Source organism: Kosakonia sp. ML.JS2a (assembly GCF_025642095.1).
GTDB lineage: Bacteria > Pseudomonadota > Gammaproteobacteria > Enterobacterales > Enterobacteriaceae.
In genome coordinates this window covers 2,991,035-3,008,049 of the sequence record NZ_CP106754.1, presented here as the reverse complement: position 1 = coordinate 3,008,049, position 17,015 = coordinate 2,991,035, and the positions used below count along the sequence as shown (strand labels likewise).

19 protein-coding genes are annotated in these 17,015 nt (G+C 54.5%); 9 read left to right on the top strand and 10 right to left on the bottom strand.

The window, feature by feature from the left end; translation table 11 throughout:
• Positions 1-374 precede the first annotated feature (374 nt).
• The 4 genes from rnt to N7922_RS14290 form a co-directional block, all read right to left on the bottom strand.
• On the bottom strand, positions 375-1,028 hold the full coding sequence (gene rnt, locus N7922_RS14305) for a ribonuclease T (RefSeq protein WP_263096931.1): 654 nt from the start codon (positions 1,026-1,028) through the stop codon (positions 375-377).
• 91 nt (positions 1,029-1,119) lie between these two features.
• The gene (gene gloA, locus N7922_RS14300) at positions 1,120-1,527 is read right to left on the bottom strand and encodes a lactoylglutathione lyase (RefSeq protein WP_263096930.1); all 408 of its coding nucleotides are present in this window, start codon (positions 1,525-1,527) and stop codon (positions 1,120-1,122) included.
• A gap of 94 nt (positions 1,528-1,621) precedes the next feature.
• Complete coding sequence (locus tag N7922_RS14295) at positions 1,622-2,716, bottom strand: alkene reductase (RefSeq protein ID WP_263096929.1); 1,095 nt, start codon at positions 2,714-2,716, stop codon at positions 1,622-1,624.
• 58 nt (positions 2,717-2,774) lie between these two features.
• Positions 2,775-3,368, bottom strand: a complete 594-nt coding sequence (locus tag N7922_RS14290; protein ID WP_263096927.1) for a TetR/AcrR family transcriptional regulator — start codon at positions 3,366-3,368, stop codon at positions 2,775-2,777.
• A gap of 122 nt (positions 3,369-3,490) precedes the next feature.
• On the opposite strand from N7922_RS14290, the gene N7922_RS14285 reads away from it, so the two are divergent.
• From N7922_RS14285 to sodC, 3 genes are all read left to right on the top strand, one after another.
• Complete coding sequence (locus N7922_RS14285) at positions 3,491-3,730, top strand: DUF1289 domain-containing protein (RefSeq protein WP_263096925.1); 240 nt, start codon at positions 3,491-3,493, stop codon at positions 3,728-3,730.
• A gap of 48 nt (positions 3,731-3,778) precedes the next feature.
• Positions 3,779-4,675 (top strand): aldo/keto reductase family oxidoreductase, encoded by an 897-nt coding sequence (locus N7922_RS14280; protein WP_263096924.1) that lies wholly within the window; start codon positions 3,779-3,781, stop codon positions 4,673-4,675.
• 80 nt (positions 4,676-4,755) lie between these two features.
• Positions 4,756-5,277 (top strand): superoxide dismutase [Cu-Zn] SodC, encoded by a 522-nt coding sequence (gene sodC, locus N7922_RS14275; protein WP_263096923.1) that lies wholly within the window; start codon positions 4,756-4,758, stop codon positions 5,275-5,277.
• Here sodC and N7922_RS14270 read toward each other — a convergent pair.
• From N7922_RS14270 to N7922_RS14260, 3 genes are read right to left on the bottom strand one after another with little or no spacing between them, the layout of a single operon-like run.
• Positions 5,270-7,282 (bottom strand): FUSC family protein, encoded by a 2,013-nt coding sequence (locus N7922_RS14270; protein WP_263096921.1) that lies wholly within the window; start codon positions 7,280-7,282, stop codon positions 5,270-5,272. The genes sodC and N7922_RS14270 overlap by 8 nt on opposite strands.
• Positions 7,282-8,142, bottom strand: a complete 861-nt coding sequence (locus N7922_RS14265) for an HlyD family secretion protein (RefSeq protein ID WP_263096920.1) — start codon at positions 8,140-8,142, stop codon at positions 7,282-7,284. Before N7922_RS14265 ends, N7922_RS14270 begins: the two co-directional genes overlap by 1 nt.
• A gap of 2 nt (positions 8,143-8,144) precedes the next feature.
• Complete coding sequence (locus N7922_RS14260) at positions 8,145-8,381, bottom strand: DUF1656 domain-containing protein (RefSeq protein WP_263096919.1); 237 nt, start codon at positions 8,379-8,381, stop codon at positions 8,145-8,147.
• 198 nt (positions 8,382-8,579) lie between these two features.
• Here N7922_RS14260 and slyA point away from each other — a divergent pair, with 198 nt between their 5' ends.
• Positions 8,580-9,020, top strand: a complete 441-nt coding sequence (gene slyA, locus N7922_RS14255) for a transcriptional regulator SlyA (RefSeq protein WP_263096918.1) — start codon at positions 8,580-8,582, stop codon at positions 9,018-9,020.
• Positions 9,021-9,102: 82 nt separating this feature from the next.
• Here the strand turns inward: slyA and slyB are convergent, their stop codons facing one another.
• A complete protein-coding gene (gene slyB / locus N7922_RS14250; protein ID WP_088237436.1) occupies positions 9,103-9,570 on the bottom strand; it encodes an outer membrane lipoprotein SlyB in 468 nt (155 codons plus the stop codon).
• Between the two features lie 283 nt (positions 9,571-9,853).
• On the opposite strand from slyB, the gene anmK reads away from it, so the two are divergent.
• The 5 genes from anmK to pdxY all read left to right on the top strand — a co-directional run bounded on the left by anmK (position 9,854) and on the right by pdxY (position 14,466).
• Entirely contained in the window at positions 9,854-10,978 is a 1,125-nt protein-coding gene (anmK, locus tag N7922_RS14245) for an anhydro-N-acetylmuramic acid kinase (protein WP_263096917.1), read from the top strand.
• A gap of 95 nt (positions 10,979-11,073) precedes the next feature.
• Positions 11,074-11,397 (top strand): C-type lysozyme inhibitor, encoded by a 324-nt coding sequence (gene mliC, locus N7922_RS14240; RefSeq protein WP_263096916.1) that lies wholly within the window; start codon positions 11,074-11,076, stop codon positions 11,395-11,397.
• 56 nt (positions 11,398-11,453) lie between these two features.
• A complete protein-coding gene (gene pdxH / locus N7922_RS14235; protein ID WP_263100913.1) occupies positions 11,454-12,110 on the top strand; it encodes a pyridoxamine 5'-phosphate oxidase in 657 nt (218 codons plus the stop codon).
• A 142-nt stretch (positions 12,111-12,252) separates the two neighbouring features.
• A complete protein-coding gene (gene tyrS / locus N7922_RS14230; RefSeq protein WP_263096915.1) occupies positions 12,253-13,527 on the top strand; it encodes a tyrosine--tRNA ligase in 1,275 nt (424 codons plus the stop codon).
• 78 nt (positions 13,528-13,605) lie between these two features.
• Positions 13,606-14,466, top strand: coding sequence for a pyridoxal kinase PdxY (gene pdxY / locus N7922_RS14225; RefSeq protein WP_263096914.1), 861 nt, complete (start codon positions 13,606-13,608; stop codon positions 14,464-14,466).
• 70 nt (positions 14,467-14,536) lie between these two features.
• Here the strand turns inward: pdxY and gstA are convergent, their stop codons facing one another.
• Positions 14,537-15,142 (bottom strand): glutathione transferase GstA, encoded by a 606-nt coding sequence (gene gstA / locus N7922_RS14220; RefSeq protein WP_263096913.1) that lies wholly within the window; start codon positions 15,140-15,142, stop codon positions 14,537-14,539.
• Positions 15,143-15,249: 107 nt separating this feature from the next.
• Positions 15,250-16,752: a dipeptide/tripeptide permease DtpA gene (gene dtpA / locus N7922_RS14215; protein WP_263096912.1), complete on the bottom strand. Its 1,503-nt coding sequence runs from the start codon at positions 16,750-16,752 to the stop codon at positions 15,250-15,252.
• Positions 16,753-17,015: the final 263 nt, after the last annotated feature.

Here is a 17,015-nt window from a genome sequence, read left to right as displayed (position 1 = left end):
ATTAGCGGTTCCTTCTGTGCTCACCTTGAAATAAATTAAAAATAACCCAGTATCTACGTGATGGATTAATTCATTCATGATTAATATATGTATTTCTCACAGCATTCAGGTGCGCCAAAATATCATCGGCTGTCTTAATGATATTTTTATGCCGTTAAGTGAAATGAGAGAGTTAATCTGCTAAAGGTGAATGGCGAGTTTTTTCACGAAGCTTGCGCAGGCTTTTGTGGCGTTTTTGTCTGTTAATAATGGTTAGGTTGGCAGAAAAAGAATATAAAGGGGGATTTAAGAAAACGATATGTGTTTATCTAATTTCGATTAACTGTGTTAATAACCGGTCGCTGAATGCAACCGGCATAGAATATTTCTGGTATTTATGGTTGAGGATCTTCAGCCAGCGGTAATGGCCAACCGCCAAGACGTTTCCAGCGATTGACTATTTCACAAAACAGCAGGGCGGTTTGGGCAGTGTCATACAGTGCGGAGTGCGCCTGTGTGGCGTCAAAGGCAATGCCCGCAGCGGCACAGGCTTTAGAGAGTACCGTCTGCCCCAGCGCCAGCCCACTCAGTGATGCGGTGTCGAAAGTGACAAAAGGATGGAACGGGTTGCGTTTTAATGATGCGCGCTCGGCAGCGGCCATCATAAAGCTGTGATCGAAAGTGGCATTATGGGCAACCATGATCGCGCGGTTACATCCCTGGTCTTTAATGCCCTTGCGCACCATTTTGAAAATCGCGTGCAGCGCATCGTGTTCGCTCACCGCACCGCGCAGCGGGTTAGTCGGATCGATGCCGTTAAACGCCAGCGCTTCCGGTTGCAGGTTCGCCCCTTCAAATGGCTCAACATGGAAATGCAGCGTACTGTCAGGCATCAACCAGCCTTGTTCGTCCATTTTCAGGGTAATGGCGGCCACTTCCAGCAGCGCGTCGGTTTTGGCGTTAAACCCTGCGGTTTCAACATCAATCACAACAGGATAGAAACCGCGAAAACGGTCGCACAGACCAGTAAGTTGAGCGTTATCGGACATCAGGATCTCTTGAGACGGGAAAAGGGCAGCGCATTATGGCAAATTTTACGAAGGGATGTAAAACAGCGGGCGCAAAGCGCGCCCGATAGCATTAATTACCTAAACCGTGGCCGGCATCTTTCTCTTCGATCAGCTCGATTTTGTATCCATCCGGATCTTCAACAAAGGCGATAACCGTGGTGCCGCCTTTGACCGGGCCCGCTTCACGGGTCACGTTGCCGTCGTTTTTGCGGATCGCTTCACAGGCTTCTGCGGCGTTGGGCACGCTCAGGGCAATGTGGCCATAGGCTGTACCCAGCTCATAGCTGTCCACGCCCCAGTTGTAGGTCAGTTCAATCACGGCTTCTTCGGTTTCCGGGCCGTAACCCACAAACGCCAGCGAGTATTTGTATTCCGGGTTTTCACTGGTACGCAGTAACTTCATGCCCAGCACTTTGGTGTAGAAATCGATGGAGCGTTGCAGGTCGCCGACGCGCAGCATGGTGTGAAGTAAGCGCATAATGTCCTCTTTTTAAATGATTTACCGTTCCGGTCAGAAACACTGTTTTAGTATAGCGGCGGAAAGCCGCCGCTATCAATGAACAATCAGAGGATCACAGCGCGGGGTAATCGGTGTAGCCTTCTGCGCCACCGCCATAGAACGTTTCCGGGTGTTGCGGGTTCAGTTCTGCTTTCAATTGCAGGCGTTTAACCAGATCAGGGTTGGCGATGTAAGCGCGACCAAAGGCGACCGCGTCAATCAGACCTTTTCCGATCAGGTCTTCGGCTTTCTCTACGGTGTAAGCGCCAGCGCCGATGATTGGGCCATGGAAGCGCGCACGTACTTTTTCGCGGAATGCGTCCGTATAAGGCTCGCCTCCTGCCCAGTCTGGTTCAGACATATGCAGGTAGGCGATACCGCGTTTACCCAATTCTTCAATCAGATACAGCGCATCGGCTTCTTCGTTCGGGCCATTGTCGGTGTTCTGGAAGGAACCAATAGGCGAGACGCGGATACCAATCCTGTCAGCGCTCCACTCTTTGCTCACCGCATCCACCACTTCCAACACCAGGCGGGCGCGATTTTCCACGCTGCCGCCGTACTGATCTGTACGGTGATTTGCGGAAGGCGACAGGAACTGGTGCAGCAAATAACCATGAGCGGAATGCAGTTCTACAAGGTCAAAACCGGCTTCACGGGCGTTGGCCACAGCCTGACGGAAGTCATCAACGATCCCCGGGATTTCACGGGTTTCCAGTGCGCGCGGCATCGACGTATCTTCACGTGTGGCGTTGCCGTTGGCATCGCGCAGCGAAGTGCGCGTCCCGGCGCTGATGGCCGATGGTGCAACCGGCGCTTGTCCGCCAGGCTGCAAACTGGTGTGAGAGATACGGCCGGTGTGCCACAGTTGTACGGCGATACGACCGTTGTCTCCGTGCACGGCGTCCGTGATTTTTTTCCACGCAGCGATTTGCTCCGCGCTATGCAGACCCGGTGCGCCGGCGTAGCCTTTTGCCTGAGCAGAAATTTGTGTCGCTTCGCTGATGATCAGCCCGGAGCTGGCGCGCTGGCGATAATACTCCGCCATCAGCGGAGTGGGGATATCGCCGGGTTCGATGCTGCGCAAGCGCGTCAGCGGCGCCATCAAAACACGGTTCGGTGCGGTAATTGCGCCCACTTTCAGCGGCGTGAATAACTTACTGGACATAACAACTCCTGAATAGACCGGTCGACTAGTGAAAGGTGAAATAAAAACGCCCGAGTAGCTAAGGCGTCGCAATAATGGTTTTCGCATGTGCCAGCGCGCTTTCCAGCGGCAGGGCGCTACGGGAAATCTTCGCCTGCAGGTTCGCACCCAGCCAGAGCGAGTACAAAACTTGCGCCTGTGTTAATGCCTCACCGGCAAAGGTCAGGCTTCGCTCTGCACGGCCTTTTTCCAGCGCTTCGCTGAGCAGAACGATGATACGGCTTGCGCCTTTATCCATCGCTGTGCGCATATCTTCTGACAGATCGCACACCTCAGCAGAGAGCTTCACCGTCAGGCAGCCGCTAATAATGCCCTGCTGACAAAACTGATTGAGCGTTTCCTGGTAATAGGCCAGCAGCCTGTCGCGGTAGTTTCCAGGACCGCTGGCGAAATGGGTGATCAACCGCTGGTGATAACCCGCATAATGTCGCTCAAGCAAAGCCACACCGAACGCCTCTTTGGAGCGAAAATAGTGATAGAACGAGCCTTTCGGCACTTCCGCTGTTTTCAGTAACTCGCTCAGGCCCATTCCGGTAAACCCGCGATGCATGCAGAGCAGCTCGCCGGTAGCCAGTAAATGTTCGCGTGTATCGTGTTCGGTGTGTCTGTTCATGGCGACAATGTACTAGACCGATTGGTCTGTTGCAAGTGGCAAACAATGCGCTTTTCGGGTTGCGCGTTGCCGGTATGCAGTCTTCAATAGTAGAGATAACGCGTGTATCGCAGGAGACGACAGTGCCAGAACAACTGGAGTTTTTCCCTATCCAGAGCCCGTGCCGCGGCATCTGCCAGTCGGATGAAAAAGGCTATTGCCGCGGTTGCATGCGCAGCCGGGATGAGCGATTCAACTGGCAACAAATGACCGATACGCAAAAGCAGGAGGTTCTGCGCCTGTGTCATCAACGCTTTTTGCGCAAAATGCGTGCGAACAAATCCCTTCCGGCAGAAGAACCTCAGCAACCTTCACTGTTTTGACCCATTGAATGCGTATAATCAACGGAAATTACCTTTGAGGAAACCGTTATGGTTCAACGTATTGCCCTTGCGCCGCAAGGTCCGGAGTTCTCCCGTTTTGTCATGGGCTACTGGCGTTTAATGGAGTGGCAGTTTACTCCCCAGCAGCTGGCGAGCTTTATTGAATCCCACCTCGATTTAGGGGTAACCACCGTTGATCACGCCGATATCTACGGCGGATATCAATGTGAAGCGGCATTTGGCGAAGCCTTGAAACTCGCGCCGCACTTACGCTCGCGCATGGAGATTGTCAGCAAGTGCGGTATTGCCACCACGGCAAAACCGGAACATGTGATTGGTCATTACATTACCGATCGCGACCACATTATTCGTAGCGCCGAGCAGTCGCTGGTGAATCTCGCCACAGATTATCTCGACTTGCTGCTGATTCATCGCCCGGATCCGTTAATGGATGCCGATGAGGTTGCGGAGGCGTTTTTGACGCTGCATCAAAGTGGGAAAGTTCGCCATTTTGGTGTTTCCAACTTTACTCCTGCGCAATTTGCGCTGCTGCAATCACGTCTGCCGTTTACCCTTGCCACTAACCAGGTGGAACTTTCTCCGGTGCATCAGCCGCTGTTGCTGGACGGTACTCTTGATCAATTGCAACAACTGCGCATCCGCCCTATGGCCTGGTCTTGCCTGGGCGGTGGACGCTTGTTCAACGATCCTGAATGCCAGACGTTGCGGGATGTCCTGGCGACGGTGGCGCAGGAGCTGAATGCCGAAACCATCGAGCAGGTGGTTTATGCCTGGGTGATGCGTCTGCCGTCCCAACCGTTACCGATTATCGGCTCCGGTAAAATTGAGCGCGTACGTTCTGCGCTGGGGGCTGAGAGGCTGCAGATGACCCGCCAGCAGTGGTTCCGCATCCGCAAAGCCGCGCTGGGCTTTGATGTGCCGTGATGGCTGAAACGGCGACTTTCCGGTGAAATCTTTTACCCTGGTTTAGACTTACAGGGTAAAAGTGAATCAAAGGAGGTCATATGAAGCGTTTTAGTCTGGCCATGTTGGCGTTGTTAGTCTGCGCAGGTGCGCAGGCAGCCAGTGAAGAAGTGGATATGCATCTCGTCACTGCCCAGGGCATCGGGCAATCTATCGGCACGGTGAAGATCAGTGAAACGGACAAAGGTCTGGAGTTCGCCCCGGATCTGAAAGCGTTGCCGCCCGGCGAGCATGGTTTTCATGTCCACGCCAAAGGCAGCTGTGAACCTGCGGCAAAAGAGGGGAAACCTTCCGCTGCGGAAGCGGCAGGCGGTCACCTTGACCCTCACCATACCGGCAAGCATGAAGGACCGGAAGGCGCCGGGCACTTAGGGGATCTGCCGGTGCTGGTGGTGAATAAGGACGGCAACGCCACGCAGGCGGTGGTGGCGCCACGGCTGAAAAAGCTCTCTGACGTGAAGGACAAAGCCCTGATGGTGCATGTTGGCGGCGATAATATGTCCGATCAACCGAAACCGTTGGGCGGCGGCGGAGCGCGTTATGCCTGCGGGGTGATCAAGTAAGCGTCCCGATGGCCGGAGCCTGCTCCAGCTGCGACAGTGCGCAATACAAGCGCCAGATAACGGAAGCCAGTTCGCGTGCTGCGGGCTGGTGGTGCGCGCCAAGCACGGCGCAAATCCGTTGCAGCTCTGCCAGCGTGGCGGACAGCGTTCGTTGTTGAACGCCACGCTCACTCATCACATCATTCAGCAATGCAATGCAGCGATCCCGTACCCGGGTCAGCGGATCGGAACGGCTTTCCCAATCGCGCAATTGCCACACCACATGCGAGCAGTTCAGCAACACCACGCCCCAGCGTAATAACCAGCGTCGCGCCAGCGCATCCTGACTGTTGCTGAGCCGGCTAATATGGTGATACACCACCGACTCGAATTCATGCTCATTCAGATGCGGCGTTTCACTGAGCTGGTCGACAAAGTTTCGCCGTAACGCGCGGATCTGACGGCGGCTCTTGCGGGCATCCGATCCCGGACGCAACACGGCAAATGCCAACCACGCCAGAGCAACACCGAGGATCTTCGCCAGATCGTCGTTTAAAAAATCGGCAAAGTCGTATACCGGTGGATTGGTGACGGCGATGAACGATCCCATAAAGACGATCAACTGCCCCCATAATCCGGCCCGTTTTGGCATCTGTAATTTCAGCAGTTGCATTGTGGTCAGGAGGGGGAACAGAAACAGCAAAAAGGACCACAGCTCGCTGATTTGCACCATCAGGCCAAATTTCACCACAAAACTGAACAGCGAGAGCAGCAATAAGGTACGCAACAGCAGCGTCAGCGAGTTAAAAGGCGCAGGCGAGACGGAGTAAAGTACGCAACTGATGGCCGCCAGCGTCAATGCCGCAGAGCCGTATTCCCACTGGGTGGTAATGCTCCATGCGCCAACCAGACCAAGGGCGAAAAACGTCCGTACTCCGCTCAGCAACGCCTCGACATTATCCGTGTAACGCATCAGCCCGGGGCTGCGCGGCGGGGTATAGACGCTGATGGGGGATGCATTCTCCACACGGGCTAACCAGCGGCTACTGAGCAGGTACAGACGGCAAAAATAGCGTAATCGTAACCAGAATGCCCGGTGGCGGTAATCAGCCGTAGCGGTGGGGGCAAGAGGGGCAATAATACGCGCCACGGTCAGTGCATCGGTTTGCGGGTGGGTTAGCGCAGCCAGCAGTTGCTCCAGCACCGGGCGTAAGTGACCGGGTGCATCGGGCCAGTTTAACAGCATCCTGCGCAGGCTGGAGATCACACTGGTCATACGGAGTTGCTGGTGCAATAACCAGGTCATCAACGTATTTTGTCGACGAAAGCGGTAATGACTCCAGAACGCCTGAATACGCAGCAAGTTGGTGGTGAGGATTTGCCCTATCACGCTTTCGTGGGCACTACGAATCGCCTCGGTGGTTTCCGGTTGCCAGAGCAGGCTGGCATGTTCCAGCAGGCGGGCATGCATTTTCTTCAACGCCATGAGCAGTGCGGGCCCATCGGCAGTACCGGGGAGGATCATCATCATCATGCCGCCGCACAGGATCCCCAGCATCACTTCGCAAACGCGCGCCTGCGCGATGTTCCACAGTTCGGTAATGTCGGTAATATTGACCATCGCAAACGCGATGATTGCCGCCGTATAACCCGCCAGTTGAAAAGCATAGGCGACATTATTGGCAAACTGCGCGCAGACCCAGGTGCAAAGCGCAATCCAGCCGGACATGGCAAACAGAAACAACCACGGATCGTTCAGCGTCTGACCAGCAATCATGAGCGCAGCGCACGCGCCGAGCAGGCTACCGGCAATACGCCCAAGACTTTTGCTGATCACGCCACCGACGGTTGGAAAGCTGACCACGGCGGCGGAGGTCATGGCCCAATAGGGCTCATCAAGGTCAAGATAGTAGGCCACCGTCAGCGCCAGACACATAGCGATACCGTTGCGCAGCGCGTAGCGCCACTGACCTGTTGTGGCTTTTACCCACGGCAGGTTGTGCCAGAGCGCGAAGGGGGATTTCATCAGGGAACGCCTATCGACACGGTGCAGGTGGTGCCGGAAACCAGCGTCAGGTCATCGGGTAGCGTATCGAAACGAATGCGTACAGGTACGCGCTGCGCCAGCCGCACCCAGGGCACGTTGGGCTTAATGTCCGGCACCAGACCGCTATCGGTTTCTATGCTCTGATCGTAAATGGCACGGCCGATGCTCTCGACGTGACCCTGTAACGTAACATTGCCGCTATAAAGCACGATTTTTGCCGGTGCGTCGGTGCGGATATGGCGCAGTTTGGTCTCTTCAAAATACCCCACCACATAAAATGAGTGGCTATCCACCAGCGCAAATACCGGTTGCCCGGCGGTAGCGTAGTTGCCGTTGCGCGTGGTCAGATTGGTGACCCAGCCATCGACCGGTGCTTTGATCGTGGTCTGCGTCAACTGCCATTTTGCCTGCGCGAGTTGTGCTTCGGCGGCAGCGACGCTCGCTTGCGCCGCTTTTACACTAATATTGGCAGTATCGAGATCTTCCGCAGAGATGTAGTTTTGCGAGAGGTGGCGGCGACGGTTGGCTTCGTTATTGGCTTTTGCCTGCTCCGTTTGCGCTTTTGCCAGCTGGGCTTCGGCATTCAGTACCGCAATGCGGTATGGCGTTTCGTCGATGCGAAAGAGCGTGTCGCCCGCTTTTACGGGCTGATTATCGTGAACGTTGAGTTCCGTAATACTGCCGGAAACCTGGGGCGTGATGCTGACCTGTTCAGCGCGCACTTTTCCGTCCCGGGTCCATGGCGACTGCATGTAGTAATTCCACATCCACCAGGCGGCGACAATCGCCACGGCGAGCACCAGTAAGGTGGAAAAGTATTTTAGCGATTTCAGACTCATAATTACCACATAATCAACAGGCCAAGGGAGAGGCTAAGCGCTATAACGAACAGTGAAAGATCCATCAGGATGGGATGCCAGATATCGCCAGCGTAGATCCAGTCGCGCAGCAGGCGGTGGGCAACAAGCCAGAGTAAGAAGCCCAGTATCACCGCCTTAAACAAAGGAGGAAAGTAAACCGATGCGCCAAAAATCAGGTCCTGCAGGGGTAATTCCGGGTTGCTGGAAGTTAACTTCACGCGTTTATGTCCTGTGCAGTCGGGCGAATCGCCGGGCAGGCGGTGTACGGTAAAAACGACCAAAAACGACGCCGTGCTAAAGCGGGGGATCCTTAGCGTAAGCCCTGACGAGTGCAGCAATACATTTGTTTTGCCAATATAAATACTGCAAACTATTCTAAAATGAGTATAATAACTTAGCAAGCTAATTATAAGGAGATGAAATTGGAATCGCCATTAGGTTCTGATCTGGCACGCTTAGTGCGCGTCTGGCGCGCTTTGATTGACCATCGCCTGAAACCTCTGGAATTAACGCAGACTCACTGGGTAACGCTGCATAATATTCATCAGTTGCCGCCCGATCAGTCGCAAATTCAACTGGCAAAAGCGATTGGCATCGAACAGCCCTCGCTGGTGCGTACGCTGGACCAACTGGAAGATAAGGGGCTTATTTCCCGCCAGACATGTGCCAACGACCGCCGGGCTAAGCGGATCAAATTGACAGAAAAAGCCTCGCCAATCATTGAAGAGATGGAAACGGTTATTCGGAAAACGCGGGGAGAAATTCTCTCGGGAATTTCGACCGAAGAACTGGATCTGTTGATTAAGATGATTGCCCGGCTCGAGCACAATATCAACGAACTACAGTCGCGAGACTGACACCAAAAAGCCTTGCTTTCGCAAGGCTTTTTTACATTGACGCTGTGAAACAAACTGCAATGTGGTCACACTGCAACCTGACTTAGCGCGGGGAGACGGTCACCTGACGACCATTGCTTGCCAGCACGACGCGCTGACCTGCTGCGAAACGGGAGTTGCCCTGTTTCTGCACCACCATAATGGTGTTGCCGTCATCTTTACGGATTTCCAGTTCTACGCCCTGAGTTTTATTCATTGCACCCTGAACCGACTGGCCCGCTACGCCGCCGGCAACCGCACCTGCTGCTGTTGCCAGAGAACGCCCGGTACCGCCGCCAACGGTGTTACCGAGGAAGCCGCCCAGCACCGCACCACCAATTGCGCCGATGACATTGTTATCATCGCCGCCCTGAATCTGTACCGGACGTACGTTCACAATGGTGCCGTAAGTGACATTTTGCACTTGTTTGGCTTCGGATGCAGAGTAGACATCACCAGAAAGCGTGTCGTTATTGACGCAGCCAGCCAGGGTAAGACCAATCAGCGAAACTGCCAGTGCACGTAACATCATTTATGAATCTCCTGTTCACCATGAAACGCTCTTATGAGCATCCGTCATGGCTAAATTATATGGCATTTTACTCATGTCAGGTCATATCTTCTGCCTAATCCCGGCAAAAATAATAATCTCAGAGAGCTTAACCCGATCTAAACGAAGCGATTATAAGCGTTGGCGATGTTAATTTCACTTAACTGAAATAGACTCGATTGTTAAAAAGTGTTTGTGCGCGATGGCTTTACCCCCGGCTTTATGGTGGAGTGTTACCCCTCTGTTATGCATTAAAGGAAGGCGTATGAAATCGGGTCGCTACATTGGGGTGATGTCGGGAACAAGTCTGGACGGTATTGACGTGGTGCTGGCGGCAATCGATGACACCATGGTCGCCCAGCAGGCAAGCCTGACGTTTCCTATTCCGTTGCCGCTGAAAGAGGCGATCCTCAATATCTGTCAGGGCCAGCAGCTTACGCTATCACAGTTGGGAAGGCTGGACACGCAGTTGGGCACGCTGTTTGCGGATGCCGTGCTGGCGTTGATGGACAGAGAACAATTGCGCCCGGAAGATATTGTCGCCATTGGTTGCCACGGGCAAACTGTCTGGCATGAACCCACTGGCATTGCGCCGCATACGATGCAAATCGGCGATAACAACCAGATAGCCGCCCGGACGGGTGTGACGGTGGTAGGGGATTTCCGCCGTCGTGATATCGCGCTGGGCGGTCAGGGCGCGCCGCTGGTGCCTGCTTTTCACCATGCGCTGCTGGCGCACCCGGTTGAACGCCGTATGGTGCTGAACATTGGCGGTATCGCGAATCTGTCGTTGCTGATCCCCGCACAGCCGGTGAGAGGTTATGACACCGGGCCGGGCAATATGCTGATGGATGCCTGGATTTGGCGGCAGAAAGGCAAACCCTACGATAAAGATGCCCAGTGGGCGTGCGAAGGCAAAGTTATCCTGCCGCTGCTGCAAAACATGCTAAGCGACACGTACTTTTCCGCGCCCGCTCCGAAAAGTACCGGGCGCGAGTATTTTAACTACGGCTGGCTGGAGCGTCATCTGGCGCATTTCCCGGCGCTCAACGGGAGCGATGTACAAACCACGCTGGCAGAACTGACGGCAGTCACCATCTCCGAGCAAGTGTTGCTGAGCGGTGGATGCGAACGGCTGCTGGTGTGCGGCGGCGGTAGTCGCAACCCGTTGGTCATGGCGCGTCTGGCAGGGTTGCTGCCGGGCATTGAAGTCGGTACGACGGATGAGGCCGGGATCAGCGGCGATGATATGGAAGCGCTGGCGTTTGCCTGGCTGGCCTGGCGTACGCTGGCGGGGCTGCCCGGTAATTTGCCGTCGGTAACCGGCGCCTCTGCGCCAACGATTCTGGGCGCGATTTTCCCGGCCAACCCGCGCCAGAATCAGAGTTAGCTGAATTCCACATTGCGGGTGTACCGCTAGACTGACGAAACTAAGGAGGGCGGGCGTTTCGCCCTCCATGACCAGGACAGTCCCGGGAATACCTCATGAAAAAAGTGTTGATCGCCTGCCTGCCCGCGCTGCTTGCCGGGTGTAGTTATTACCACCAGTTCGTTGAACGCATGCAAACCGATACGCTGGAATACCAGTGTGATGAAAAGCCGCTTACCGTCAAACTCAATAATCCCCGCCAGCAAGCCAGCTTTGTCTGGGATGATAAGGTCCTGACCCTACAGCAAGGATTATCCGCCTCGGGTACCCGCTATACCGATGGTGTCTACGTGTTCTGGTCGAAAGGGGATACCGCCACGGTCTATAAACGCGACCGTATTGTGCTGAATAACTGCCAGTTACAAAATCCGCGGCGTTGAGATTTTCACAGGGGGGCGCATAATAGCCCTACCTGATGATTACACTCGCTAACGCCATGTCTGATAACGATCAATTGCAGCAAATCGCGCATCTGCGCCGTGAATACACCAAAGGCGGCCTGCGCCGCGGCGACCTTCCTGCTGAACCGCTGAAACTCTTTGAACGCTGGCTGGGCCAGGCCTGCGAAGCGCAGCTTGCCGATCCAACCGCGATGGTTGTCGCCACGGTAGATGAGACCGGGCAGCCTTACCAGCGCATTGTGTTACTCAAGCATTATGATGAAAAGGGGCTGGTGTTCTACACCAACCTCGGTAGCCGTAAAGCGCACCATATCGAACAGAATCCGGCCGTCAGTCTGCTGTTTCCCTGGCACATGCTGGAACGCCAGGTCATGGTCACCGGGAAAGCGGAACGTTTGTCGACGCTGGAGGTGGTGAAATATTTCCACAGCCGCCCGCGAGACAGTCAGATCGGCGCCTGGGTATCGAAACAGTCCAGCCGCATTTCAGCACGCGGTATCCTGGAAAGTAAGTTCCTTGAACTGAAGCAAAAATTCCAGCAGGGCGAGATCCCGTTACCCAGTTTTTGGGGCGGGTACCGTGTGAGCATTGAACAGATGGAGTTCTGGCAGGGTGGCGCAAACCGTCTGCACGATCGTTTTTTGTACCAACGTGAAAATGACGCATGGAAAATTGATCGTCTCGCCCCGTAATCCCTGAAAAATGTTGCGTTAAGCGCTGGCACTCCGTGTTCCGGCGCTTTATTCTATCTGCCCCCCATGAAGTATCCTTTCGCATCTGGCGAAAAGTCGTGTACCGGCAAAGGTGCAATCCGTTTTATACATGGAGAATTTGATGGCAAGCAGTAACTTGATTAAACAATTGCAAGAGCGGGGCCTTGTGGCCCAGGTGACGGATGAGGAAGCGTTAGCAGAGCGACTGGCGCAGGGCCCGATCGCGCTCTATTGCGGCTTCGATCCCACCGCTGACAGCTTGCACTTGGGGCATCTGGTTCCATTGTTATGCCTGAAACGCTTCCAGCAGGCTGGTCACAAACCGGTTGCGCTGGTGGGCGGTGCGACCGGTCTGATTGGCGACCCAAGTTTCAAAGCCGCTGAGCGTAAACTGAATACCGAAGATACGGTGCAGGAGTGGGTGGATAAAATCCGCAAACAGGTCGCGCCGTTCCTCGATTTCAACTGTGGTGACAACTCGGCGATTGCAGCCAACAACTACGACTGGTTTGGCAGCATGAACGTGCTGACTTTCCTGCGTGATATTGGCAAACACTTCTCTGTTAACCAGATGATTAACAAAGAAGCGGTAAAACAACGCCTGAACCGGGACGATCAGGGGATCTCGTTTACCGAGTTTTCCTACAACCTGTTGCAGGGTTACGACTTTGCCTGCCTGAACAAACTGCACGGCGTGGCATTGCAGATTGGCGGTTCCGACCAGTGGGGTAACATTACCTCCGGTATCGATCTGACCCGTCGTCTGCACCAGAACCAGGTGTTTGGCCTGACTGTTCCGCTGATTACCAAAGCCGATGGCACCAAATTCGGTAAAACCGAAGGCGGCGCGGTCTGGCTGGATCCGAAGAAAACCAGTCCGTATAAGTTCTACCAGTTCTGGATCAACACTGCCGATGCGGATGTCTATCGCTTCCTGAAATTCTTCACCTTTATGGATATCGCGGAAATAAACGCGCTGGAAGAAGAAGACAAGAACAGCGGCAAAGCGCCGCGCGCGCAATACGTTCTGGCAGAGCAGGTAACCCGTCTGGTGCACGGCGAAGAGGGGCTCATCGCCGCGAAACGCATCACCGAAAGTCTGTTTAGCGGTACGCTGAGCGCGCTGAGCGAAGCGGACTTCGAACAACTGGCGCAGGATGGCGTGCCGATGGTTGAGATGGAAAAAGGCGCGGATCTGATGCAGGCACTGGTGGATTCCGAACTGCAACCGTCTCGTGGCCAGGCGCGTAAAACCATCGCATCCAATGCCGTGACCATTAACGGTGAAAAACAGTCCGATCCGGAATATGTCTTCGCCGACAGCGATCGCCTGTTTGGTCGCTACACGCTGCTGCGTCGCGGTAAAAAGAATTACTGTCTGGTGTGCTGGAAGTAATTCATCGCCGATCTGAGGACGAAGGGAGTGAGAAATCACTCCCTTCTTTTTATTGCTCATTCTTGCAAGGCAACAACCATGAAGAATATTCTCGCCATTCAATCGCATGTGGTCTTTGGTCATGCGGGGAACAGTGCGGCTGAATTTCCTATGCGCCGGTTAGGTGCGAATGTCTGGCCGCTGAATACGGTGCAGTTTTCTAACCATACGCAATACGGTAAATGGACCGGCAGCGTGATGCCGCCAGCGCATCTGACTGAGATAGTGCAGGGGATTGCCGCCATTGACCAGTTACAGCGCTGTGACGCCGTGCTGAGTGGTTATCTGGGCTCGGCCGAGCAGGGTGAACATATTCTGGGGATCGTCCGTCAGGTGAAAGCGGCGAATCCGCAGGCGAAATATTTTTGCGATCCGGTGATGGGACACCCGGAAAAAGGCTGTATCGTCGCCCCTGGCGTGGCGGAATTTCATGTGCGCCATGCGTTACCGGCCAGCGATATTATCGCCCCCAACCTCATTGAACTGGAGATCCTCTGCGAACACGCGGTCAATAACGTGGAAGAGGCGGTACGGGCAGCTCGTGAGTTAATTGCTCAGGGCCCGCAGATTGTGCTGGTGAAACACCTGGCGCGCGCCGGGTTAAGTGCGGATCGCTTTGAAATGCTGTTAGTCACGCCGGACGAAGCCTGGCATATCAGCCGACCGCTGGTGGATTTTGGCGCACGGCAGCCGGTGGGCGTTGGCGATGTCACCAGCGGGCTGCTGCTGGTAAAACTATTGCAGGGCGCGACCATCCGTGAGGCGCTGGAGCATGTAACGGCGGCAGTCTACGAAATTATGATCACCACCAAAGCGATGCAGGAGTATGAACTGCAGGTGGTGGCGGCTCAGGACCGGATTGCGCAACCCGAGCATCTGTTCAGCGCCACACAGCTGTAAAAAAGGCGGGATATCCCGCCTTTCTCTCCAGGTTTGATAGCGCGTTCGCTCTCAGACCTGCGCTAAATCCTTACGCAATCCCTTCCGCTGCCATTGCGGCAGCCACTGCCGGGCGTGCCGCAACGCGCGCCATATAGGCATCGATGTGCGTCAGTTCAGCCAGATTCAGTTTCACCGCGCGCGCCCAGCGCAACACGGTGAACAGGTAAGCATCGGCGACGGTGAAGTGTGCGCCGCTGATCCACGCCTGATGGCTCAATGTGTCGTTAACATACTGCAGTTTTTTCTCCAGTAATGCGCGCACGCTGGGTTTGTATTCTTCCGGTGTATCCGGACGGAAAAGCGGGGTGAAGCCTTTGTGCAGCTCCGTTGCGATAAAGTTGAGCCACTCCAGCGTCTTGTAACGCGGTAATGCGCCCACCGGTGCCAGCAACTGGCTCTCTGGTGCGTTGTCCGCCACGTATTGCATGATCGCCACGCCTTCTGTGATCAGCGTGCTGTCATCCAGCAGCAGCGCAGGAACCTGGCCTTTCGGGTTGATAGCGAAAAAGTCATCGCCGTTCTCAAGGCGTTTTTTCATCAAATCGACGCTGAACAGGGAGACCTCTTTCCCGGCTTCGCGCAGGGTAATGTGGGAGGCAAGGGAGCAGGCGCCTGGCTTGTAAAACAGTTTCATTATTGTTTCCTTATGGCTGATTTCGGTCATAGGTTATTACGCAGTGGAATAAAAAAAAAGCCGCTAACGTGCGTTAGCGGCTTTAAATTTCGTGTTCCCCGCGAATGTTAAGCGGTGGCGGTTTCAGTCGCTTTGCTGGCGCTGTCGTCGCTCTGAGTCATGCGATTCAGCTTCGGCGCGGTCAGGATCATCAGCACGGCAATCACCGCAGTGACAACACCGATTTGCAGGAAAACGCTACCGTAGATGTTCAGTGACATCAGCGGATCGGTCACATTTTCCGGGATGGCCATCTGGTTCGCGACATAGCCAGCGATAATGTTTGCACCTGCGGTGGTCAGGAACCAGCTTCCCATGATAAAGCCCATCAGACGCTGCGGCACCAGTTGTGCCACCATCGCCAGGCCGAGGCCGGAAATCATCAGCTCACCGATGCTCTGCAGGCCATAGCTTGCAATCAGCCAGCTCACAGAAACGATACCCGCGTCGGAGGCGAATTTAGCCCCCAGCGGCAGGATCAGGAAAGCGCCTGAGCACAGCACCATACCGATAGCGAATTTGTGCGGCATGGGCAGGGTGTCACCCATCTTGTTATAGAGGGCGGCCAGAATCGGACTACCAATAATGATCCAGAATGGGTTCAGGGCCTGATATTGCTCCGGTTCAAACGCGATGCCGAACAGGGTGTGCTCCACGTTGCGGATGGCGAAGAAGTTCAGCGATGTCGGCATCTGGCTGTAGAGAATGAAGAAAACAATCGCCTGCAGCATAAGAATAAAGGCAACGATCATTTTACGACGCGCCGCGCCTTTCAGTGCGAACGTCTCTTTGGCAAAGATGGTGATAATCCCCAGTGCGACCACGCCCAGCACCATGCGTGCGATGCCCTGGTTGTGTAGCAACCAGGTGGCGATTGCCACCAGCACCACGATACCCACGATGGTTGCCAGCAGGTAGCCAACACGCACCGGTTCGAAGTCCGGTTTAGAGCCGTAGTTTTTCACCCAACGTTTGCAGAAGGAGAAGTTAACGATGGTGATCAGCAGGCCAACAACGCTCAGACCGAAGGCGGTGCTCCAGCCAAACTTCGCTGCCAGCCACGGTGTCGCCAGCATCGAGAAGAAGGAACCGACGTTGACGGACATGTAATACATGGTAAATGCACCGTCCAGACGCGGGTCATCTTTTGCGTAGCAGGTTGAGAGCAGGGAAGAGGGGTTAGCTTTAAACAGGCCGTTACCCACGGCGATCGCCGCCATACCCATATACACGATGCCTGCGTCGTGACCAGACCAGGCCACCAGCGCGTAACCCACTGCCAGCACGATGGCGCCCAGCATGATAACGCGTTTTGTGCCCAGCACTTTGTCGCCCAGCCAGCCGCCAATGGCAACCAGGCCATAAACCAGTGCGCTAAAGGAGGAGAACAGGGTGATAGAGTCCGCTTCTGACATACCCAGTTGTTTTACCAGGTAAACGGCCATGATCCCTTGCAGGCCGTAATAACCAAAACGTTCCCATAATTCGATAGAGAAGATGAGATAGAACGCTTTCGGTTGTTTAAAAGCGTTCAAACTGACGCTTTCGGTTGGTTTGTTTGCAGTCGACACATATACCTCTTTTTTTACATCCCATATTAACGGGGGTGTTCGGCGCGCAATGACCAGAGTTCATCACGCTTATAGTTATATTGGGAGGGGAAACGGCGGGTAATGTTCACTATCCTGCGCTTTCAGGCAAGCCTTTTGACATATTCTGTTACATAGATCCATGTCGTTACATTGCTCGGTAATTTTAATTGTTATTCAGAGTTAAATTTCACCATCTCAGTAAACATGGTTTTTTCCTCTACATTCAGGCCTCGCCTTCCCCG